General features: G+C 64.6%; 12 protein-coding genes and 6 pseudogenes. 11 read left to right on the forward strand and 7 right to left on the reverse strand.

The features are described 5' to 3' along the window. Nucleotides 1–2: 2 nt before the first annotated feature. From LN139_RS01845 to yaaA, 4 genes are all read right to left on the reverse strand, one after another. Complete coding sequence (locus tag LN139_RS01845; RefSeq protein ID WP_236358273.1) at nt 3–1166, reverse strand: alginate biosynthesis protein Alg44; 1164 nt, start codon at nt 1164–1166, stop codon at nt 3–5. Nucleotides 1167–1200: 34 nt separating this feature from the next. Beyond that, on the reverse strand, nt 1201–2682 hold the full coding sequence (locus LN139_RS01850) for a glycosyltransferase family 2 protein (protein WP_236358275.1): 1482 nt from the start codon (nt 2680–2682) through the stop codon (nt 1201–1203). A 108-nt stretch (nt 2683–2790) separates the two neighbouring features. Then, nucleotides 2791–4107, reverse strand: coding sequence for a nucleotide sugar dehydrogenase (locus tag LN139_RS01855; RefSeq protein ID WP_236358277.1), 1317 nt, complete (start codon nt 4105–4107; stop codon nt 2791–2793). Nucleotides 4108–4930: 823 nt separating this feature from the next. Further along, complete coding sequence (gene yaaA / locus LN139_RS01860; RefSeq protein ID WP_236358279.1) at nt 4931–5707, reverse strand: peroxide stress protein YaaA; 777 nt, start codon at nt 5705–5707, stop codon at nt 4931–4933. A 120-nt stretch (nt 5708–5827) separates the two neighbouring features. On the opposite strand from yaaA, the gene LN139_RS01865 reads away from it, so the two are divergent. The 5 genes and pseudogenes from LN139_RS01865 (at nt 5828) to moaE (ending at nt 9915) form a co-directional block, all read left to right on the forward strand. Continuing rightward, complete coding sequence (locus LN139_RS01865) at nt 5828–6949, forward strand: polysaccharide deacetylase family protein (protein WP_442964368.1); 1122 nt, start codon at nt 5828–5830, stop codon at nt 6947–6949. Nucleotides 6950–7221: 272 nt separating this feature from the next. Beyond that, nucleotides 7222–8615 (forward strand): annotated as a pseudogene (locus tag LN139_RS01870) (PhoH family protein). A gap of 119 nt (nt 8616–8734) precedes the next feature. Beyond that, a complete protein-coding gene (moaC, locus tag LN139_RS01875; RefSeq protein WP_236358281.1) occupies nt 8735–9208 on the forward strand; it encodes a cyclic pyranopterin monophosphate synthase MoaC in 474 nt (157 codons plus the stop codon). Beyond that, nucleotides 9205–9447: a MoaD/ThiS family protein gene (locus LN139_RS01880; RefSeq protein WP_236358283.1), complete on the forward strand. Its 243-nt coding sequence runs from the start codon at nt 9205–9207 to the stop codon at nt 9445–9447. Before moaC ends, LN139_RS01880 begins: the two co-directional genes overlap by 4 nt. 1 nt (nt 9448) lies before the next feature. Continuing rightward, nucleotides 9449–9915: pseudogene (moaE, locus tag LN139_RS01885) on the forward strand (molybdopterin synthase catalytic subunit MoaE). 141 nt (nt 9916–10056) lie between these two features. Here moaE and LN139_RS01890 read toward each other — a convergent pair. Both LN139_RS01890 and cra read right to left on the reverse strand, forming a co-directional pair. Beyond that, a pseudogene (locus LN139_RS01890) lies at nt 10057–10832 on the reverse strand (TatD family hydrolase). Between the two features lie 4 nt (nt 10833–10836). Next, nucleotides 10837–11832 (reverse strand): catabolite repressor/activator, encoded by a 996-nt coding sequence (gene cra, locus LN139_RS01895; protein ID WP_236358285.1) that lies wholly within the window; start codon nt 11830–11832, stop codon nt 10837–10839. Between the two features lie 266 nt (nt 11833–12098). Between cra and ptsP the strand changes: the two are divergent. From ptsP to LN139_RS01910, 3 pseudogenes are all read left to right on the forward strand, one after another. Then, nucleotides 12099–14964: pseudogene (ptsP, locus tag LN139_RS01900) on the forward strand (phosphoenolpyruvate--protein phosphotransferase). Beyond that, nucleotides 14964–15914 (forward strand): annotated as a pseudogene (gene pfkB / locus LN139_RS01905) (1-phosphofructokinase). Before ptsP ends, pfkB begins: the two co-directional pseudogenes overlap by 1 nt. A gap of 2 nt (nt 15915–15916) precedes the next feature. Further along, nucleotides 15917–17655 (forward strand): annotated as a pseudogene (locus tag LN139_RS01910) (PTS fructose-like transporter subunit IIB). 3 nt (nt 17656–17658) lie between these two features. On the opposite strand, the gene LN139_RS01915 reads toward LN139_RS01910, so the two are convergent. Beyond that, the gene (locus LN139_RS01915; protein ID WP_236358287.1) at nt 17659–17964 is read right to left on the reverse strand and encodes a DUF2845 domain-containing protein; all 306 of its coding nucleotides are present in this window, start codon (nt 17962–17964) and stop codon (nt 17659–17661) included. A 286-nt stretch (nt 17965–18250) separates the two neighbouring features. Here LN139_RS01915 and LN139_RS01920 point away from each other — a divergent pair, with 286 nt between their 5' ends. The 3 genes from LN139_RS01920 (at nt 18251) to LN139_RS25355 (ending at nt 22642) form a co-directional block, all read left to right on the forward strand. After that, nucleotides 18251–19915 (forward strand): ShlB/FhaC/HecB family hemolysin secretion/activation protein, encoded by a 1665-nt coding sequence (locus tag LN139_RS01920; RefSeq protein ID WP_236358289.1) that lies wholly within the window; start codon nt 18251–18253, stop codon nt 19913–19915. 13 nt (nt 19916–19928) lie between these two features. Then, nucleotides 19929–21248: a filamentous hemagglutinin N-terminal domain-containing protein gene (locus LN139_RS01925; RefSeq protein ID WP_236358290.1), complete on the forward strand. Its 1320-nt coding sequence runs from the start codon at nt 19929–19931 to the stop codon at nt 21246–21248. A 146-nt stretch (nt 21249–21394) separates the two neighbouring features. Then, nucleotides 21395–22642 carry a hypothetical protein gene (locus LN139_RS25355; protein WP_442964408.1) on the forward strand — a complete coding sequence of 416 codons (1248 nt, stop codon included), beginning with the start codon at nt 21395–21397 and terminating at the stop codon, nt 22640–22642. The last annotated feature ends 230 nt before the right edge of the window (nt 22643–22872 follow it).

Genomic DNA, 22872 nt, shown 5'->3' on the forward strand with positions numbered 1-22872 from the left:
GCTCAGAAACCGCGCGCCACGGCTTTGTTGATCAGCCAGTCCAGGCTTGGGCCACGGTCGTTGGCCACTTCAACCGGGCGGCCGGCCAGCGAGCTTGGCAGCGCTTCGTCAGGCTTGATGGTCACGCGGATGTCCGAGGACAGCTCGTCCTGCTTGAGCGGGGTGCTGGAAACGATGGTGCCTTCACGGTCGGTGTCTTCACCGGAGACGTGGAAGGTCACGCGCGCGCCTGGGCGAACGTGCTGGAAGTCGCTGTAGGCAAAGCGGGCATCCACACCTGCGGTCGCGTCACGCGGCGCCAGGGTGAAGATCACGTCGCCTTTGCTCGCGTACTGGCCATTGGCAACCAGTTGCTGAGAGACCACGCAGTCGCACGGCGAGGTCAGGGTGCCGGTCATCTGCTTGCCGAACAGCTCGGTGACTTTCTCGGGGGTCAGGTCGGCTTCTTCCAGGTGGCCCTTGAGCACGTCCAGCATGCTGGTGCTGAAGCTCGCCAGCGGGGCGCCTTTGGCAGCCACGCCGTTCGGGCCGATCAGGCTGGAAACGGTGCCGTCACGCGGCATGGTGATGTTGGTGCCCGGCACGCTGACCACGGCTGCTTCGGCGTGGGTGACGAAGTAGGCGCCGTAGATGGACTTGAGCACGTAACCGAAAGCCGCGACGCCAACGATGAACACGCCCAGGCTGAAGCCCACAGCGCTGGCACGGCCCAGGAAACCACGGCCGTCGGCCAGTTTCTTGTCCTTGCGCGCCTTGGTGAAGTTTTCGCGCTGCAGGGTGCCCAGCAGGTCGCCCATGGTCACCAGCTCACCGCTCATGTGCGAGGTGATCAGGTGGCGCAGGGTGGAGATGTCGGCAGGCTCCAGGTTCTGGAACTGCGCGCCTACACGGCCGTCGTTGTCGGTGGAGCGAGCCTGGAACTGCACGTCCATGCCCAGGCCGAGGTTGTCGACCACGAACATCAGGCGGCCGCGATACAGTTGGCCTTCGACCAGCGGTTTGGGGCTGACGAAGGAGAAACCGCCTGCGGACAGGTCGTCGACGCGCGCTTCCAGGGTCTCGCGGTTCGGGCCGATGAAACGAATCTTCGCAGGCATGCGAACCCGGGCGAACTGGCGCTGGGCTTCGGATTCATGGACCACGTTGGTGTTGATTGCTGTACTCATGGTGATAATTCCTGATTAATCCATTGAAGCCCGGTCAGATGATCGCGAACAGGAAAGCAACGAAGATGCTGCCTGCCGAGAACGTCATCGTCCGAGACGACCAGGTGTTGAACCATTGTTGAAAACTGGCGAGATCGCGTTTGAGCGCAGTGGGCTGGCGGGTCCAGGACTGCTTATCGAGGCGGAAGAAGACGTAGATCTTCATCAGTGCGCCGACGATTTGGTTGTAATAAAGAATGATCGGGTACGCAGGGCCGATGCGGTGGCCGCTAAGCGACAGCAGCAGCGTGAGGATCAGGCGGGTGATGCCGATCCACAGGAAGTACGCCATCAGGTAGGCCGCGTGGTACTTGATGCCGGCGATGATCGCAGTGGTCAGGCCCAACAGGCTGGTCCACATCGACACGCGCTGATCGAACAGCACGACGCTGGTGAACACACCAAGGCGCTGCATGCCCAGGCCCAGGGCCCGGCTGTTCTGGCGCAGGTTGTTGCCGTACCAGCGATACATCAGCTTGCGGCTGGCCTTGACGAAGCTCTTTTCCGGGGGGTGTTCCACGGTGTTGATCTTCGCGTCCGGCACGTAGAAGGTGTCGTAACCCAGGCGCATCAGGCTGAACCAGCTCGACTTGTCGTCCCCGGTCAGGAACTTGAAGCGGCCAAGGCGCCAGTGCTGCAGCGAATCGGCTTCGACGTCGGCGATGAAGCTTGGGTCGGTGACCACGGTGGCGCGGAACATCGACATGCGCCCGGTCATGGTCAGCACGCGTTTGGACAGCGCCATCGAACACATGTTGATGTGGCGCTGAGCGAAGCGCAGCTTGTGCCACTCGCTCATGATGTAACCGCCGCGCACTTCGCAGAATTCGTTGGTGGTCAGGCCGCCAACGTTGGGGTACATCGCGAACCACGGCACGCTCTTGCGCACCACGCCCTCGGCCAGCACCGTATCGCCGTCGATCACCGCAACCACCGAGTTGGCATCGGGCAGGTGGCGGGAGATGGCGCGGAAGCCGTAGGCCAGGCCGTCGCGTTTGCCGGTGCCGGGGATGCGGACGAAGTCCAGCGACACGCGGTCAGGCGGGTTCAGCCGTTCCCACAGTGCCTTGACCAGCAGTTCGTCGCTCATCTCGACCAGCGAGCACACCACGGTGGTGGGGTAGCCGCAGTTGATCGCTTCGCGGATTACCGAGCCGTACACCGCAGCAGTGGTGCCTGCGTCGATGCGAAAGCTTGTGACCATCAGGTACACATGCGTAGGGTCGGTCGCGTCGCCCAGGGCCTGCGCCTTGCGCTTGAGCCAGGGGTAGACGATATAAAGGAAGATCATCCCGCGCACGAAGTGGATCGCGCCCATGGAATAGCGCCAGATACCCACGGCGCCGACCAGGAAGATGAAATCCTTGGAATCGGATTCGAAGAGGCGTTCGGGCAGCATCAATGCCAGCACCATCAACGCGCACAAGTAGAAAAGCCAACCGGCGGCCTGTAGCAGGCCGTGCTTTAGCCTGAGCATATCTGCATCCGTCTCTTGATCGGGGCGCTCGAATTCAGAGGCCCGAAATGTCTATGGGCAGGCATCGAAAAATCCGCAGCGCCCCGGAGGGCGCCACAGTTTCGCTGCTTACCAGCAGATACCTTCGGTACCTTTCTGCAGGTCGGTGGTGTCTTTCATGAAGCCCACCAGGTCGATGACCTTCTTGCCAGCCGGGACGTTGTCCACCAGCTTGCGGAAGCTCTCGTCACCGTTGCCGAGGATGATCACATCGGCGTTGTCGACCACTGCGTCGAAGTCGGAGTTGAGCAGCGAAGACACGTGAGGGATCTTCGACTCGATGTACTCTTTGTTCGCGCCGTGTACGCGGGCGTACTCGACGTTGCGGTCGAAGATCGACAGCTCGAAGCCTTTACCGATCAGCTTTTCGGCCAGCTCTACCAGCGGGCTTTCGCGCAGGTCGTCGGTGCCGGCCTTGAAGCTCAGGCCCAGCAGGGCGACTTTGCGCTTGTCGTGACTGGCGACGATGTCGAAGGCGTTCTGAACCTGCGATTCGTTGCTGCGCATCAGCGAGCCGATCAGCGGCGCTTCGACGTCCAGCGAGGTGGCGCGGTAGTTCAGGGCGCGTACGTCTTTTGGCAGGCAGGAGCCGCCGAACGCGAAGCCTGGGCGCATGTAGTAGGCCGACAGGTTCAGGTGAGTGTCCTGGCAGACCACGTTCATCACTTCACGGCCATCGACGCCGCAGGCCTTGGCGATGTTGCCGATTTCGTTGGCGAAGGTCACCTTGGTGGCGTGCCACACGTTGCAGGTGTACTTGATCATTTCGGCCACTTCGATCGACTTGCGGATCACCGGGGCGTCCAGCTCGCTGTACAGTTTTTCCAGCAGGTCGCCGGAGATCGTGTCCAGTTCGCCGATTACGGTCATCGGAGGATGATCGTAGTCTTTGATCGCGGTGCTTTCGCGCAGGAACTCAGGGTTGACCGCTACGCCGAAGTCGACGCCGGCTTTCTTGCCCGAATGCTGTTCCAGGATCGGGATCACCACGTTCTTGACGGTGCCCGGCAGAACGGTGGAGCGAACCACGACGGTGTGGCGCTCTTGCTTGTCGCGCAGCACCAGGCCGATTTCGCGGCATACCGACTCCATGAACTCAAGGCCCAGGTCGCCGTTCTTCTTGCTCGGGGTACCCACTGCAATCAGCGAAACTTCGGTGTCGCGAATCGCTTGGGCGAAATCATTGGTGCCACGCAGGCGACCATTCTGAATGCCCTGTGCCAGCAGCTCTTCCAGGCCCGGCTCAACGATGGGCGACTTCCCTTGGTTGATCAGGTCGATCTTGGCTTTGGAAACGTCTACACCAACGACCTCGTGACCACGAGCCGACAAGCAGCCCGCACATACCGCGCCTACATAGCCCAAACCAAAGATGCTGATACGCATCGCATTCACCTCATGTGTCATGCCAGCTCAACTAATAGAGCCAGCCTGGGGTTGATTAACCGGCAGCATTCGGCCGCACGAGTGCCTGGCGCAAAAATCGCCATTTCACCGTGGTATTACCTCTGCAGGCCTGTTTGATTCCGAATGCCCAAGAACGGGCATCCAACGTGGGCAACGTTCGGCCATGAAACTTCGGCCTTGCCCTGGAATGTAGCCAGTCTTTATTGCAAAACGGCTCACCTTCACGTCGTTACTTGCATTCGCTTGTTGGATTTTTTCCTTGCGAATCAAGCATATAAGCCGAACTGCATGAACTTGTATCGTAAGTTCAGACTTGACCCTGTGTTGAGGGTAACTGTGCGATTTCTCTCCTGAGAACGTCGGTCATGGGGCTGTTAGTTCCCATCCAGTTGTGTCGGACAATCCGTCGATTGGCCATCCCTTCATGCACTTTGTACGTCATCTCTTACACGCTACGAGAGAATCGTTACGGGGCGTATGAGCGGCAGTTGGGGGGGAAGTTCCAGCCGCCCGCCGGGGGGATGTGACATTTCTCAAGAAATCTTCACATTTTGAGTGATGGCTTTTCGCCTGAAAATTGGCTGAAAGCCTTGCCAGCAAAGGGTTTTACCGGGGTTGGAATCCCTTTGCCATTAGCAAGAAATTTTTTGTAATGAGCTGCAAAATTTTTTCCCTGGTACGCAAGCCTTTGATGTATTTGGGAAAATACGCCCATGTTTTGACGGCAAAAAGCCGTCAATGCGTGTATTTGCACGACAAAATGCACAACATTGGTACAAGTTTGACGCACCAGGGCAGTGCGTCAGGCGGGTGTGTCGCGCAGGAATACCAGCTTGCCGTCAGTCGAGTGGTCCTCACTGAAGCGGTAGTTATCCAGGCTGAATGATTTGAGCTCAGCCGGGGTGCTCAATCGCTCCTGAATGATGAAGCGGCTCATCAGGCCGCGCGCACGCTTGGCATAGAAGCTGATGATCTTGTACTGGCCGTTCTTCAGGTCGCGGAATTCGGTTTCGATCACCCGCGCCTTGAGAGCGCTGCGTTTGACCGCCGAGAAGTACTCGTTGGAGGCCAGGTTCACCAGCACGTCGTCGCCTTGTTCGGCCAGCGCTTCATTCAGCCACTGCGCGATGCGCTCACCCCAGAAGGCGTAGAGGTCCTTGCCGCGCGGATTGGCAAGGCGTGTGCCCATTTCCAGGCGATAGGGCTGCATCAGGTCCAGCGGGCGCAGCAGCCCATAAAGGCCAGAGAGCATGCGCAGGTGGCTTTGTGCAAAGGTGAAATCACCCGGGCTCAGGCTCTCGGCATCCAGGCCTGTGTACACATCGCCTTTGAACGCGAGGATCGCCTGCTTGGCGTTGTCGGGGGTGAAATGGCGGTTCCAGCTGCCAAACCGTGCGGAGTTCAGGCCGGCGAGCTTGTCGGAAAGGCTCATCAGCTTCGCGATCTCCGCCGGGGAGAGTTGCTGCAACTTGTCGATCAACGCCTGGGAGTGGTCCAGGAACTGGGGCTGGGTGTAGTCGGCGATGGCCGAGGGTGTTTCATAGTCGAGGGTCTTGGCGGGGGAAATCACCAGCAGCATGGGAGGCACTCCAGATAACAATGCCGCGATTCTAGGCGGGGAAGGCGGCGGAGGCCACCTATGGGGGTTATGGGGATAAATGCTACAGTCCGGCGGTTCGAACGCCACCGGAGCCTGCCTTTGCGTACCGCCATCATGATGCTGACCGCCTGCCTCGCCTGGCCGGCCTTCGCCGCGCCGGGCCCAGTGGCGGTGCTCGATCGAAGCGTGTGGCCGGAGAAGCTCGATACGCCAGTATTGTTCGACGTGGCCTCACGTGCCGAAATCCTGGGTTTTGCCCATGAACTGGCCCAGGTCGACCCAATGAGCGACGACGCCCTGGCCGAGCGCCTGGGGCTGCGCCAGGTGAACCGCGAATCCATCGATGCCTGGCGCCAGCAGCTGTGGCAACGGTTGTGGGAAAACTTCGACGCCGCCCAGCAAAGCTGCGAGCAGGACGCCAGCTTCTGCCTGGCCATCGAAGATGTCACCAGCCTCAAGGCACAGGCTGCGGCCTTCGCGGTGGAAGACGACTCCTTTTATATAAAGTGGCGTGAACCCGGCCGTGGGTTCAACCGCGCCTATCTGGACGAGCAATTGCGCCTGGCTGCGCTGTTTCCGCAGGTCAGTAGCGAGATTGCGACCTTCTCCGATCAGGAACGTACCGGCACCGAGCTGGGTGATCGGGTGTTCATGCTCAGTTTCGAGGGCGGCCCGACGCTCGCGGGCGGCACTACCGACTGGGTGGCCGATTACTTGCGCAAGCAGAAGATGAGCGCGACCTTCTTCGTACTGGGCAACGGCGTGCAGCTGCGCCGCGACAACGACCCGCAGGATGAAACCGACGCGCTCTATAAAGACCAGTGTGTAGGCACTCAGGGTTGGCAGTACCGTTCCCACGCCCAGTGGCGTGACTGGCAGGACTCGGTGCGGCGCAGCGCGTCCGAGGTGCAGGCGCAACTGCCTGACAGCTACGTCGCGCAATTTCGGCCGCCCTATGGGCAGCGCCGCGCCGACAGCGGCGAATTCTTCAAGGAGCAAGGGTTGGCGGTGGTGCTGTGGAACATCGATGGGCAGGACACCGCCCAGTTGAGCGCCGAGCAAGTGACCGACCGGGTGCTGACACTGATGCTGCTGTGGCGCAAGGGCATCATCTCGCTGCACGACGGCCAGCAAAAAAACCGCCAGGTATTGCCGGCATTGCTGCAGCGCACTGCGCAAAGCGGCATCGCCTGGGAAGACTGCCACGACTTTCTGCGCTGATCGGACCTCGGACTTTACTGCGTTGCCAGCCCTGCCGCCAATGCCTGTCTGCCGCCTGGAAAATAAACCACCGCTGGTACGCAAAACGCTTTGTAACGTCATGATTTTTGCGGTAGTAAAGAGGTGACCGCCGAACCCTGCCCACACAGGTGGCGTCTTCTCTGGCCTGTCACCTGTCGGGCAACGCCCACGCCCTTGCGGAGCGCGGCGGTCATTCTGGCGCAGCACCGCCTAGGTATTGCGTCGAACGGCTCTGACACAGGTGACCGAGTATGGATGACCAAGGACGTACCCCCTCTTCCGACCAGCCTATCCTTTATGTGCTCGATACCAACGTATTGATTCACGACCCCAACGCCCTGCTCAATTTCGAAGAACACCACGTAGCGATCCCGATGACCGTGCTGGAGGAGCTGGACAAGCTCAAGGACGGCAAGCACACCGTCGCCGCCGAATGCCGCCAGGCGATTCGCCTGATCGACAAGACCCTGGGTGACGCCACCCCTGCTCAGGTCGAGCGCGGCGTGCCGATCCAGCGTGGCAAGGGCGACCCGAAAGGCAAGTTGTCGATCCTGATGAACAAGCACGGCCGCGCCGAAGACCCGCTGCCGTCACACCTTGCCGACAACGTGATCATCAACCAGCTGCTCGCGCTCAAGCAGGGAACCCCCGGCACCAGCGTTATCCTGGTGACCAAGGACATCAACATGCGCCTGAAGGCGCGTGCCTGTGGGCTGGAGGCCGAGGACTACAGCACCGACCAGTTGGTCGACGACGTATCGTTACTCTCCAATGGCTACCACAGCGTCAGTGGCTCGTTCTGGGACCGCGTGTGCAAGGTCGACACGCGCCAGGACCACGGCCGCACCTGGCACCGCGTGCAACTGACCGAGCAATTGCCACACGCACACATCAACGAGTTCATCGTCGACGAGCAAGGGTTCGTCGGCTGGATCAAGGGCGTGCGCGCCGATGAGTTGCTGATCCTGGACATGCACCAGGAGCCGCTGCTGCACCAGGAAGCCTGGGGCCTCAAGCCGCGGGACGTGTACCAGGCGCTGGCACTGTTCGCGCTGCTCGACCCGGACATCCACCTGGTCAACCTCACCGGCGCCGCCGGCTCGGGCAAGACCATCCTGGCGCTGGCTGCTGCTATCGAGCAGACCATGGTCACCAAGCGCTACCGGCGCATCATCGCCACCCGCAGCGTGCAAGGGCTCGACCAGGAGATCGGCTTCCTGCCAGGCACCGAGGCCGAAAAATGGAGCCTTGGCTGGGCGCGATCACCGACAACCTCGAAGCCCTGCACATGGATGACGAAAGCACCCATGGCAGCGTGGACTACATCCTGAGCAAGGTGCCGCTGCAGTTCAAATCCCTGAACTACATCCGCGGGCGCAGCTTCCAGCAGAGCCTGATCCTGATCGACGAATGCCAGAACCTGACCCCTCACCAGATCAAGACCATCATCACCCGCGCCGGCAACGGCTCGAAAGTAGTGTGCCTGGGTAACCTGGCGCAGATCGACACCCCGTACCTGTCAGCCACCAGCTCTGGCCTCACCTACATGACCGAGCGCTTCAAGGACTTCCCCAACGGCGTGCACATCACCCTGCAGGGCGTGCCGCGGTCGGTGCTGGCCGAGTACGCAGAGTCGCACCTTTGAGCTTCTAGCTTCTAGCTTCTAGCTTCTAGCTTCTAGCTTGCAGCTTGCAGCTTGCAGCTTGCAGCTCCCAGGTTCCGCCGTTTGCTAAGATGCAGCTTTTGCAAACGGCGGGTTTTTTCATGTTGACGCATCTGGATGCCCAAGGCCGGGCGAATATGGTCGATGTCACCGACAAAGCGGTGACGGCGCGCGAAGCGCTGGCGCAAGCACGAGTGCGCATGTTGCCTGGCACCTTGCGGATGATCGTCGAAGGCGGCCACCCCAAGGGGGACGTTTTTGCCGTTGCACGCATCGCCGGCATTCAGGCCGCAAAGAAAACCTCCGATCTGATTCCTTTATGCCATCCGTTGATGCTCACCAGCGTCAAGGTCGAGTTGCGCCCGGACGGTGAAGACGCGGTGCTGATCGAAGCGCGCTGCAAACTCGCCGGCCAGACCGGTGTGGAGATGGAAGCGCTCACTGCCGCCAGCGTTGCCGCACTGACGATCTACGACATGTGCAAGGCGGTGGATCGCGGCATGGTCATCGAGTCGGTTCGCCTGCTGGAAAAGCACGGCGGCAATAGCGGTGGCTACGTGGCGGATGCACCATGAACATCACTGTTCTGTACTTCGCACGGTTTCGTGAAGCGATGGGGTTTGATCGCGAAGCTCTGGAAGGCAACTTCGCCACTGTGGGTGAAGTACGCCAGGCGCTGCTCGACCTGGGCCACCGCGACGTGCTGGCCGAGCGCAACCTGATGTGCGCGCGCAACGAAGAGTTGTGCAGCCTCGACGAGCCGGTCAGCGACGGCGACGAAATCGCCTTTTTCCCCACTGTGACCGGAGGCTGAAATGGCCATCAGGGTACAGCAGGCTCCCTTCAGCCCGGGCGCCGAAACCGAAGCGCTGCATGCCGCCAACCTGGGCGTGGGCGCAGTGGTGTGCTTCACCGGCTATGTGCGCGACTTCAACGATGGCCACCCGGTGCATGGCCTGCACCTGGAGCATTACCCCGGCATGACCGAAAAAGCCCTGGGCAAGATCGAAGCCCAGGCCCGCGAGCGCTGGTCGCTATTGGCCGTCGAAATCCTGCACCGTGTGGGTAGCCTCGACCCGGGCGAGCCCATCGTGTTCGTCGGCATCAGCAGCGCCCACCGCCAGGCAGCCTTCCAGGCGTGTGAGTTCGTGATGGACTATCTAAAGACCCAGGCGCCGTTCTGGAAGAAGGAGCGCACGCCGGAAGGGGAGCGGTGGGTAGAGGGCGCGAGAGTGATGCCCAGGCCAAAGCCAGGTGGTCAGCTGACCAAGCCTCGCGGTAGCGTTGCTTTTAGTGGGAGGACGGCGTGTCGCGCGGCAAGCCGCCCTCCCACTGATTGATCTGCGAGGTGCCACCGGTTTTTTTGGTGGGAGGCCGGCTTGCCGGGCGCCGTGCAACGGGCGACATGCGCCGGCCAAGGCGTTCACCACCCAAACAACGCCTCTGCATTCTGGGTACTCACCCGAGCCAGTTCTCCCGGCTCCACCCCCATCAACCCCGCCAGCGCTTCGCAGATCTCCGGCAAGTGCAGCGGGCTGTTACGTACGCCCGGGTACATCGCCGGCGCCATATCGGGTGAGTCGGTTTCCAGCACCACATGCTCCAGAGGCAAGCGCGGCAGCACCTTGTGCAGGCGCAGCGCCTGCGGCCAGGTGGGGGCGCCCCCAAGGCCCAGGCAGAAGCCGAGCTTGATGTACTCGCGGGCCTCTTCGTAACTCCCGGCGAAGGCGTGGATGATGCCACGCCGCGCAAGCTTGTAGCGCTTGAGTGTCGCGATGGTGGCGGCATGGGCGTGGCGCACGTGCAGCAGCACCGGCAATTCGAATTGTGCAGCCAGTGCCAGTTGTGCTTCGAACAGCCCCTGCTGGGCGTCACGGTCCAGTGTTTTGACGTAATAGTCCAAGCCGAACTCGCCCAGCGCACACAGCTTGCGGTGCCCGGCCAGGCGCTCCAGCCAACGGCGCAGCTCGGCGAGGTGTTCAGAGCGATGATCGGCGAGGTAAACCGGGTGTAGCCCCAGCGCCGCGAACAGGCGTTCATCGCCCAGCGCCAAATCCCATACGCGCTGCCAGTTCGCCTGATACACACCCAGCACCACCGCCCGTTCTACCCACGCGCCTGGGCCTGATCGAGCAGGCTGGCACGGTCGTGGTCGAAACTGGGGAAGTCCAGGTGCGTGTGCGTATCGACCAGGCGCACGCCGTCAGGCCTGCTTGATACGCTGCTTGAAGCAGCGGGGGATGGCCGACACGCCAGGCTCGTAGCGCTTTTGCTCCAGCGCGCCGAGGGCCAGGTCCAGCGCCGTGTCGGCGATCAGCTTGTGCTGCTGGCCCATGGCATTGATCGGCAGCGGCAGGAAGTCGAGCAACTGCGTGTCGCCGAACGTGGCCAGCCGCAGTTGGCTGAAATCCAGCGCGCGGGCCTGCAACACGTCGAACACCCCTTGCAGCAGCACGTAGGAAGCCGTCACCAGCGCGTCCGGCAGGCTGCCCATCTCATCGAGCAACTGCTCGGCCAAACGCTGGCCGCCCTCACGGCTGAAATGTTCGGCGTGGTAAACACGCACCGGCCCCTCGAACCCTTCGAGCGCATCCTCGAAACCTGCCGCGCGGGCCTGGCTGATCGAAAGCTCCGGCCGTGCGCCGATCAGCGCGATGTTGCGCGGGGCAGGGGTGAGCAGGCTGGCGGTCAGCTGCTCGGCGGCGTGGCGGTCGTCACTGACTACCGAACAGAACAGCGAAGGGTCCAGTTGCCGGTCGATGGCGATCACCGGCGTGCCGCGGCTCTGGATTTCGCGGTAGCAGCCGTCGCTCGGCGGCAGGCAACTGGCGACGAACAAGGCGTCGCAATGGCGGGCGCGAAACAGCTTTTGCAACTGGTGCTCGCTTTCCGGCTCATCGTCGGAGCTGGCAATGAGCAACTGGTAGCCACGGGCGCGGGCGCCTTGTTCGAGAAACTTGGCGATGCGCGCGTAGCTGGGGTTTTCCAGGTCCGGCAGGATGAAACCCAGGGTGCGCGTGCGCCGGCTGCGCAACCCTGCCGCTTGTGGGTTGGGGGTAAAGCCGTGTTCCTGCACCACTGCCTGCACCCGTTCCACGGTGCTCTGGCTGATGCGCTGCTGCTGGGCCTTGCCGTTGATCACATAGCTGGCGGTGGTGACAGACACCCCGGCCAGGCGGGCGATATCGCTGAGTTTCACGCGCTGGTTCCTTTGGTCGCGACGGAGCGTGCGCGACATGTTAACGGCAAGCCGCCCCGGTAGGCGAATGGCACGGCCGGCCGGGCGGGCTTCATCCGCCGCGCAGAATCGGGTAACGTGCGCGTTTTCTTGGGTTAAACGTTTCAGCTTCAAGCATTTCGCTGGGAAGCGCTGTCTGACAGAGTAGCAGCCAGCCCAGCGGGCAGCGGATACGCTTACAACAATACCTGCGCGCCCAACAGGGGGCGCCAAAGAGGAGCCATGCAATGCTCGAGTTGACTGCGGAGCAGATTTCAATGGACCAGCGCGCTGCCAACAAGGCAGACGCGCTGGTATCACTGGCCGAGCAATTGGTGGCAGACGGTCTGGTTGCCGAGGGCTACCTGGCCGGCCTGCAAGCCCGCGAGGAGCAAGGCTCCACCTATCTGGGCCAGGGGATCGCCATTCCCCACGGCACCCCGCAGACCCGCGACCTGGTGCACACCACCGGCGTGCGCCTGCTGCAATTTCCCGAGGGCGTGGACTGGGGCGACGGCCAGATCGTCTACCTCGCCATCGGCATCGCCGCGCGCTCCGACGAACACTTGCGCCTGCTGCAATTGCTCACCCGCGCCCTCGGCGAAACCGACCTGGGCCAGGCCCTGCGCACCGCAGCCAGCCCCGAAGCGTTGTTGCGTTTGCTGCAAGGCGCGCCGCAGGCCCTGGCGCTGGATGCGCAGATGATCGCCTTGAACGTGCCGGCCGAGGATTTCGAAGAACTCGTCTGGCGGGGCGCGCGCCTGTTGCGCCAGGCCGACTGCGTCGAGCCGGGCTTCGCCGCGATTTGCAGCAGGTTTCGCCACTGCCCTTGGGCGATGGCTTGTGGTGGCTGCACAGTGAACAGACCGTACGCCGCCCCGGCCTTGCCTTCGTTACCCCAGCGCGGCCGCTCAAGTTCCTCGGCCAGCCACTCAACGGCCTGTTTTGCCTGGCCAGCCTCGGCGAGGCCCACCAGGCCCTGCTCGAACGCTTGTGCACGCTGTTGATCGAAGGCCGCGGCGAGGAGCTGTTTCGCGCGCAGGACACCCGCGCCGTGCTCCAGGCCTTGGGTGAAGAGGTGCCCGCCGACTGGCCCAGTGCTCAGGTGCCGTTGGCCAATGCCCATGGCCTGCACGCCCGCCCCGCCAAGGAGCTGGTGCAGGTGGCCAAGGCGTTCGAAGGCGAGATTCGCCTGCGGGTGATCGGCAGCAGCGAGCCGGCCGTGTCGGCCAAGAGCCTGAGCAAACTGCTCAGCCTGGGCGCCCGCCGTGGCCAGGTGCTGGAGCTGGCCGCCGAGCCTGCCATCGCCGCCGACGCCTTGCCTGCGCTGGTGGCGGCCATCGAGGCCGGTTTGGGTGAGGAGGTCGAAGCACTGCCACCGATGGCCGCCGAAGTGGCCAGTGAAGCGGTCGAGCCGGTCGCCAGGCTCAGCGCACCGGCTGCCGGTACGCGCCTGCAAGCCGTTGCGGCAGCGCCGGGGATCGCCGTGGGGCCGGCCCACGTGCATGCAGTGCGTGATTTCGATTATCCGGCGCAAGGGCAGGGCGCTGATGCCGAGCGGGGCACCCTGGAAGCTGCGCTTGCTGCCGTACGGGATGACATCACCGCCCTGGTTGCCCGCAGCAACCAGGCTTCTGTACGTGAAATCTTCAACACGCACCTGGAAATGCTCGACGACCCGTCGCTCACCGAAGACGTGCTCAAACGCCTGCAACAGGGCGAAAGCGCAGCCGCTGCCTGGGTTGCGGTCATCGACAGCGCCGCGCGCCAGCAGGAGGCTCTGCACGATGCGCTGCTCGCCGAGCGCGCTGCCGACCTGCGCGACATCGGCCGCCGGGTGCTGGCGCAGTTGTGCGGTGTGACGCTGTTCGAGGAACCGTCCGAGCCTTACATCCTGGTGATGGACGAGGTCGGCCCTTCAGACGTTGCCCGCCTCGACACCCAGCGCGTGGCCGGCATTCTCACTGCCCGCGGTGGGGCGACTGCGCACAGCGCTATCGTCGCGCGCGCTTTGGGCATTCCGGCGGTAGTCGGTGCCGGCGAAGCGGTGCTGCTGCTGAGCTCGGGGACTCCATTGCTGCTCGACGGCCAGAAGGGCCGCGTTCTGGTCTCGCCGGCCGAAGACGAGCTGGCCAAGGCGCTGGCCGAGCGCGACGCCCGTGGCGCACGCCTGGCCGCAGCCGCCGAGCGCCGCCACCGAGCCTGCCGTGACCCGCGATGGCCACGCCGTGGAAGTGTTTGCCAACGTCGGTGAAAGCGCAGGCGTCGCCAAAGCGGTGGCTCAAGGCGCCGAAGGCATTGGCCTGCTGCGCACCGAGCTGCTGTTCATGGCCCACAGCCAGGCCCCGGACGAAGCCACCCAGGAAGCCGAATACCGCCGCGTGCTCGACGACCTGGCCGGCCGCCCGCTGGTGGTGCGCACGCTCGACGTCGGCGGCGACAAGCCACTGCCGTACTGGCCGATCCCCACCGAAGAAAATCCCTTCCTTGGCGTGCGTGGCATCCGCCTGACCCTGCAGCGGCCCGAATTGATGGAGGCGCAACTGCGCGCCTTGCTGCGTTCGGCCGACGGCCGCGCGCTGCGCATCATGTTCCCGATGGTGGGGCAGGCCGAAGAATGGCGTGCAGCGCGGGCGATGGTCGACCGCTTGCGTCAGGAGATCCCGGTCGCCGACCTGCAAGTGGGCATCATGATCGAAGTGCCATCGGCCGCATCGCCGGCGCCGGTGCTGGCCGAGGAAGTGGACTTCTTCAGCATCGGCACCAACGACCTCACTCAATACACGTTGGCCATCGACCGTGGCCACCCGACGCTCTCGGCCCAGGCCGATGGCCTGCATCCAGCGGTGCTGCAATTGATCGACATCACCGTGCGCGCCGCCCATGCCCATGGCAAACTGGGTGGGCGTGTGCGGTGAGCTGGCCGCCGACCCGCAGGCGGTGCCGGTGCTGGTAGGGCTGGGCGTGGATGAGCTGAGCGTCTCGGCCAGCGGTATCGCCGAGGTCAAGGCCGAGGTGCGCGCGCTGGCCTTCAGCGACGCCCAGGCCCTGGCTCGACAGGCATTGCGCGCGGCCACCGCCGCGCAGGTTCGCGCTCTGACGGAGGCCCAGTAATGGCTCGCATCCTGAACCCTTACGCTCAACCCTGCGCTGGACCTGACCGTCTCGCTGACCGCGCTGCGCCTGGGCGAAGTCAACCGCAGCGACGGCCTGCAAGTGCACGCTGCCGGCAAGGGCCTGAACGTGGCCCAGGTGCTGGCCGACCTCGGCCATCAACTGACCGTGAGCGGCTTTCTGGGTGAAGCCAACGCCGACCGTTTCGATGCGCTGTTCGCCGCGCGCGGGTTCGACGATGCCTTCATCCGCGTGCCCGGCGAAACCCGGCGCAATTTCAAGCTGGCCGAAAGCGGCGGCCGCGTGACCGACATCAACGGCCAGGGGCCACAGGTGAGCGAAGACGACCAGGCGCGCTTGTTGGCGCGGCTGGAGCGTATCGCCCCCGGGCATGATGCAGTGGTGGCAGCGGCAGCTTGCCACGTGGCGTCAGCACAGCGTGGTTCCAGCAACTGCTCGAGCGCCTGCATGCGTTGGGCCTGAAGGTCGCGCTCGACACCAGCGGCGCGGCCTTGCGTGCCGGGCTGGCGACTCAGCCGTGGCTGGTCAAGCCCAACACCGACGAGCTGGCCGAAGTCACCGGCGGCGCGGTCGAAACCCTCGAACAACAAGCCCAGGTGGCCGCACGCTTGCGTGCCCAGGGCATCGCCAACGTCGTGATTTCCCAGGGCGCGCAAGGGGTCAACTGGTTCGCCGAAGGTATTGCCCTGCAAGGCCTGCCGCCGACCGTGGATGTGGCCAGCACCGTGGGCGCCGGCGATTCGCTGCTCGCGGGCATGGTCCATGGCCTGCTCAGCTCAGCCGAACCGGACTCGACCCTGCGCACCGCCACCGCCATTGCCGCGATGGCGGCGACTCAGATCGGTTTCGGCATCCCTGACCCCGAGGCGCTGGCGCGCTTGCAGAGCGGCGTATGCGTACGCCCCCTGCCACAACAACAAGAGGCATGAACATGAAATTAGCCATCGTCACGGCCTGCCCCAATGGCCGGGTTTCCAGTGCGCTCAGTGCCCGCCTGCTGGAAGCGGCGGCCAGGCGCCAGGGCTTTACCCCTTGCGTGGAAGTACACGACCCGCAACACCCTGAGCAGGGGCTCGATGCCCGCGATATCGAAAGCGCCGACTGGGTGCTGGTGGTGCGCACCGGCCCGCTGGACCTGGCCCGCTTCGCCGGCAAGCGCCTGTTCGAAAGCACCCCGGCCAAGGCGCTGACCGACGCCGACAGCTTCCTGCGCGAAGCCGAGCGCCAGGCCCAGCCCTACCAGCCGCCGGCTACCGTGCCGGCCGAGGCTTCGCAAGCCAAGGCGCTCAGCCGAAGATCGTGGCGGTCACCGCCTGCCCGACTGGCGTTGCACACACCTTCATGGCGGCCGAGGCGTTGCAACAGGCGGCTCAACAACTGGGCTACGGCATTGCCGTGGAAACCCAGGGCTCGGCGGGCGCCCGCACGCCGCTCAGTGCCGACGCCATCGCCGAGGCCGACGTGGTGCTGCTGGCGGCCGACATCGAAGTGGCTACCGACCGCTTCGCCGGCAAGCGCATCTATCGCTGCGGCACCGGCATCGCCCTCAAGCAGGCCCAGGCCACACTGCGCAAGGCCCTGGCCGAAGGCGCGGTGGAGCAAGCCGGTGGCAGCGCCAGCCAGGCGCCGGCCAAGGCCGAGCGCAAAGGGGTTTATAAACATCTGCTCACCGGCGTGTCGTTCATGCTGCCGATGGTGGTGGCGGGCGGCTTGCTGATCGCGCTGTCGTTCGTGTTCGGCATCCACGCTTTCGAGGAGCCTGGCACGCTAGCCGCTGCACTGAAGAAAGTCGGTGATGCGGCCTTTACGCTGATGGTGCCGCTGCTGGCCGGCTACATCGCCTACTCGATCGCCGACCGCCCCGGCATCGCCCCCGGCATGATCGGTGGCTTGCTGGCCAGCACTCTGGGCGCCGGCTTCATCGGCGGCATTCTTGCCGGCTTCATCGCCGGTTACCTTGCCTGGGGCATCAACCGCGCGCTGCGTTTGCCTTCGAGCCTGGAGGCGCTCAAGCCGATCCTGATCATTCCGCTGCTGGCGAGCTTGTTCACCGGCATGGTGATGATTTACGTGGTCGGTTCACCGGTCGCCAGCATGCTCGCCAGCCTCACTCAGTTCCTCGACAGCATGGGCACCGCCAACGCCGTGCTGCTGGGGCTGCTGCTGGGCGGGATGACGTGCGTGGACCTCGGCGGGCCTATCAACAAAGCGGCGTATGCGTTCTCCGTCGGCCTGCTGGCCAACCAGGCGGGCGGGCCGATGGCTGCGACCATGGCCGCCGGGATGGTGCCGCCGATCGGCCTGGGCCTGGCCACTTTCCTGGCTCGGCGCAAGTTCGCTCAAAGTGAGCGCGAAGCCGGCAAGGCTGCGCTGGTGCTGGGGATGTGCTTCATCTCCGAAGGCGCCATTCCGTTCGCCGCCAAGGACCCGCTGCGGGTAATCCCGGCCAGCATCGCAGGCGGTGCGCTCACCGGCGCGCTGTCGATGCTGTTCGGCTGCAAGCTGGCCGCGCCCCACGGCGGCCTGTTCGTGCTGCTGATCCCCAATGCGATCAACCATGCGCTGCTGTACTTGCTGGCGATTCTCGCCGGCAGCCTGGTCACCGCTGTGGTGTACGCGACGATCAAGCGCGGGCAGGACGCGGTCGCCGCGCAACCGGCAGCGGCCTGACCTTCAATCGCGCTCGGAGGTGATCCTTACCAACTGGTCACCTTCGAAGCGCAACGTGTGGTACATGCCCGAGTCCGGGCCGTAGGTCCACTGCTCGACCTGCACGTCGCTGAAACCACCCCGATAATTGGGCACACGCATGAAGCTGGGCGCCGTTTTGCTGGGCGGCTCACCGCATTTGCGCGCTACGCGGGTGGTGCTGTCGCCCACCGACACCAGGGTGCTGTTGCAGCGCCAGGTGTCATCGGCCATGGCCTGGCTGGCGGCAAACAACGTGATGAGGGCGAGGGGCAGTTTGAGTGAATGCATGGCGGCGTCCTCGGCGCGAGTCGGGCTCGTGACTATGCACAAGCCTGTTACAAATGCCTAGGGTCGCTCTGGGCGCAAGTGCCCGGGTGGCCAGTGCAGGTCATGACAAATCCTGAAATAGCGGTTTTTTCGGCCTGTTGCCGGGAATAACGCTCGGATGGCTCTGGAAAGGGCGTTTCGGCGGATGTCGCGCCGAAAAATTTGCATCAAGAAGATTCTGTACTTTCGTACCAATTCAGAGATGTCCTAGGGTGCGCGGCTTCGTTTAAACCAAAGCGAACCGCTCATGAAACCTTGGCCGCTCTTGTGCCTGCTCGCCTGCCTGATGCCTTCGGCACTGGCCGGCCCCGACCTGCCTTCGGCCACTGCCCTGCAGCGTGAGCGGCAGGCTGAATTGCTGGAGCACCAGCAAAAGCGGCTGGAAGCTTTGCAGCGGTTACCCGGCGCCGCGCCGCCGGTGCCGGCTGCAGCCGTGCCGAAGCCAGGGCAGTGCTTCGTTGTGCAGCGGCTGCAGGTGGAGGGGGTCACGGCATTGCCGGCCGAAGTGCTCGACCGCTTGGCCAGCGAATGGCAAGGGCGCTGCCTGGAGCCTTCGTCACTGGATGCGCTGCTCAGGCAGGTCACCCACCTCTACCTCGAACGCGGTTTGATCACCAGCCGCGCTTACCTGCCCGCGCAAAGCCTTGGTGGCGGCACGCTGGTCATCCAGGTGCTGGAGGGCCGCCTGCAAGGTGTGCGCGCCGAACCCGGCACCGGCCCTTCGGAACGCGAGCTGGCCATGGCTTTCCCCGGCAGCGCCGGGCAACTGCTGAACGTGCGCGATATCGAGCAGATGCTCGACCGGTTCGCGCGCCTGCCATCCCGGCAGGTGAGCGCTCAGCTCACGCCGGGCGATACGCCCGGCACCAGTTGGGTTCAGCTCGAGGGCCAACGTTCGCGCCCTTGGCAGGCCGGCCTCAGCCAGCACAACAACGGCCAGCCCGGCAGCGGCGAGCGGCAGTGGGCAGCCAGGTCGGCCTGGGACAGCCCGCTCGGGCTTGCCGATCAAGTGCGCCTGAACGCGGCGCAAGACGCTTATCGCGGCGCTTCCATTGGCTCTGCCAGCCAGCAGTTGCACTACAGCGTGCCCTGGCAGTGGTGGCTGTTCAGCTACAGCCACAGCCGCAGTGAATACCGCATGCAGCCAGGCCCCGGCACCCGCTACGGCGGCCGCAGCCAGCAACACGCGTGGCGTGCCGAACGCACGGTGCAGCGCAGCAGCGCCGGTAAAACCGCCATCAGTGCCGGCTTGAGCAGCCAGCGCGGCGAGTCGCAGATCAACGGCACGCGCCTGGCAGCGCAGGGCTATCGCCTGAGCGAGTGGCAATGGGGGCTCAACCATGGCCGCCGCCTGGGCAGCGGGTTTCTCAACCTCGACCTTGGCCTGCACCGCGGCGTTGGCGCATCGGGTGCGCAAGGCCAGGCGCCGCAACGGCTGCAAGCGGCCCGCTACCGAAAACAGAGCGCCACCCTCAGCTACTTGCAGCCCTTCGAGGTGCTGGGCGAGCGCGTGACCTTCAGCACTCTGGCCACCGGCCAGCGAAGCGCAGACACCCTCCACAGCGCACAACGCATCGGCGTAGGCGGCCTGGCCGCCGTGCGCGCCTACAAAACCCAGAGCCTCAGCGCCGACAGCGGCGGCTACTGGCGCACCGACCTGCGCTGGTCGCGGCCCCTGGCCGGGCGCGTGCTCAACCAGTACGGCATAGGCCTTGGCTACGACGCAGGCGCCGTGCGGGCCAACCGGCAAACCCGGGAACGCGCAGGCCGGGCGACCGGCCATGCGCTGGAGCTGTTCGCCCGCGGCCCACAACTGGGCCTGAGCCTGACCCTGGCCCACTCGCTGGAACGGCCCGCCGCACTGCCAAGGCGTGAGCGGCCTGTGTATTTCAATCTCGACCTGGACCTGTGAGCGGAGGCTGCCCGTGACCACTACCTTCTGCGGCCTGCCGATGCGCTGGCTCACCCTGACGCTCGCCCAGGCGATCTTCTGGCAACCGCTCTGGGCGCAGGCCGAGATGCTGGTGCCCAACCAGCCCGGCACCCAGGTCACCCAGGCGGCCAACGGCGTGCCTGTGCTCGACATCGCTACCCCCGATGCCCACGGGCTGTCCCACAACCGCTTCGACCACTACAACGTCGGCCCTCAGGGATTGGTGCTCAATAACGCCAGTGCCCCGGTCGTAAGCCAATTGGCCGGGGCCATTGCCGGCAACCCGCACCTGGCCGGCGGGCCGGCCGGGGTGATCCTCAACGAAGTCACGGCCGCCAACCCAAGCCAGCTCAGCGGTTACACCGAGGTCGCCGGCCCTGGCGCGCGGGTGATCGTCGCCAACCCCTACGGCATCACCTGTGACGGCTGCGGGTTCATCAACGCGCCCCGCGCCACGCTGAGCACCGGGCGGCCAATGTTCGGTGAAGACGGGCAACTGGAGCGTTTCTCGGTCGAAGGCGGGCACATTCTGGTGGGCGGCCAAGGCCTGAATGCCAGCAATGTCGACCGCTTCGAGCTGCTCACCCGCGCCGCGACGATCAATGCAAAGCTCTACGCCCGCGACCTGAAGGTGGTCGCCGGGCGCAACGACATCGATGCTCAGACCCTCGTACCCACGCCTCACGCCGGCGCCGCCGAAGATGCGCCGCGCGTCGCCATCGACAGCTCCGCGCTGGGCGGGATGTACGCCAACGCCATTTACCTGGTGGGCACTGAGGCTGGAGTCGGCGTGCATCTGGCCGGCGACCTGATCGCCAGCAGCGGCGACCTGCACCTGAGCGCCGACGGCCAGTTGACCCTGGCGCGCACGGCGGCCAGCGGCGATCTGCGGGTGCAGGGCGGCGACGTTGTGCTGAGCGAGGCGGTGCATGCCGGCGGCAACGCACACCTCAAGGCGCGGGGTGACTTGCTCAACCGGGGCGTGCTCAGCGCCGCAGGTACGCTGGCACTGGAAGCGGGTGGCAGCCTGGCCAACGCTGGCACGGCGCGGGCGGGGCAAGCGCTCTCGGTGAGTGCGGCGCACCTGGATAACCAGGGCGGTGTGCTGGAGAGCCTTGGCAACGTGGTTGATCACTGCGGGCAGCCTCGACAACCGCCATGGCCAGGTTCGCGCACTCGGCGATGGCCCGAACAGCTGAAAGCCGTTTCAGCCTGGCCGGGGCTTTCGACAACCGCAGCGGCCAACTGGAGATCGCCAGCTTTCGCTTTGCGCTGCAGGCCACAGGCCTGCGCAACGATGGCGGTCAGGTGAGCCACCGGGGCCTTGGCGCCTTCGACGTGAGCGCTGCGTTGTTGCAAGACGCTGGCGGCAGCATTGCCACGGCCGGGCGCCTGCAGATCGACGCAGACCAATGGACCAACAGCAGCGTATTGCAGGCTGGTGAGCTGGTCGTCAATGTGCGCCAGCTCAATCAACTGGCCGGCGGCCAGCTGCTGGCCACTGGCACCTTCCAAGGTACGGGCGGTATCTGGCACACAGCCGGCCTGATCGCGAGCGATGGCGACTTCAGCCTTGAGCTGGGCGCCGCCTTGAACAACAGCGGGCGGCTCTTCAGTGGCCAACGCATGCAGCTTCGTGCTGCGGAGCTCGCCAACCACGGCACCCTGGCCGCCGGCACCGAGTTGCAGGCAAAGGCTGCCAGCCTCGTCAATAACCACGGCCTGATCACCAGCGGCGGTCGCCTGGAGCTGTTGACCGAGCGTTTCGTCAACCGTTACGCCGACGTATTCAGCCTGGGCGACCTGTTCGATCGCGCAAGACGAAGCCGGCAGTTATGCCGACCTGATCCTGAACCAGTCCGGCAACATCACCAGCGACGGGGCCATGACCCTGGCCGCGCACACCCTCACCAACGAGCGCGCAGTGCTGCGCATAGACCCTTCGCGCCCGTGGAAGGGCCGCATCACCGAGATTGCCTGCACCTTCCCCGGTGGCCTGGACTGCGGGCACCAAAAGCGCGAGCACGTCTGGCGCATCGATCAGTACGACCGCTTGCGCGTGCTCGAAGCCAGCGACGCGGCGAGCATTACCGCAGGCGGGCACCTGACCCTGCTGGCCGGCGACTTCACCAATCGCAGCAGCAGCGTGGCCACCGGCGGTGGCTTCACCGCCCGGGTCACGAACTTCTACAACCTCGGTTTGGTACCCGGGGAGTTTCATACCTCACGCGTGGTGCGCACGGGGCGAACCCGCAATGCATCGGCGAGCTACGCGCAGGCCAACGCGTTCAACAGCCGTTATGCCGAAGGCGGAAATGGCTTCGACCCGAACGACAGCTCCGGCTTCGAGGCCGCGCTGGCGCGCTTTGTCTACCAGCAGGAGTACTTCCAGTACAAAACCACCCAGGCCGTGAGCGCCGACACTCAGGCCTATGCCGCAGTGATTCAGGCCGCCGGCAAGGTCGATGTGCAATCGCGCAACGGGGTGGGCAACAGCGTAGTGCGCACCGGCTACACCTTCGTCAGCCCTGGCCAACGCGTCGATACGCAGGCGCCAGGCACTGCTCAAGGCGCAGTTATCGACATCCACCCACAGCTGCCGGCAGACCTTGCCCAGCAGCAGGTCGACCCTACGCGCCTGCCGGGCTTCACCTTGCCCAACGGCGGGGGCAACGGGCTGTTTCGTCTCGGCGAAGGCTGGGGTGATGACTCAACGGCCCCGCCGCATCCTTACCTGATCGAAACCAACCCGGCACTCACCGACTTGCGGCAGTTCCTTAGCACCGATTACCTGCTCGATCGCCTGGACGCCAACCCGGCGAGAGCGCCCCCCGTTACGCCTGTGATCGAGGAACTGCCCTCTGCTCCACTCGCCAACCTGGCAGTTACCTTCGCTGGGCCTGCGCTCAGCTCGATACCTGCCCCGAGCGCGATAC

The organism is Pseudomonas sp. KNUC1026 (assembly GCF_021650705.1).
Lineage (GTDB): Bacteria > Pseudomonadota > Gammaproteobacteria > Pseudomonadales > Pseudomonadaceae > Aquipseudomonas.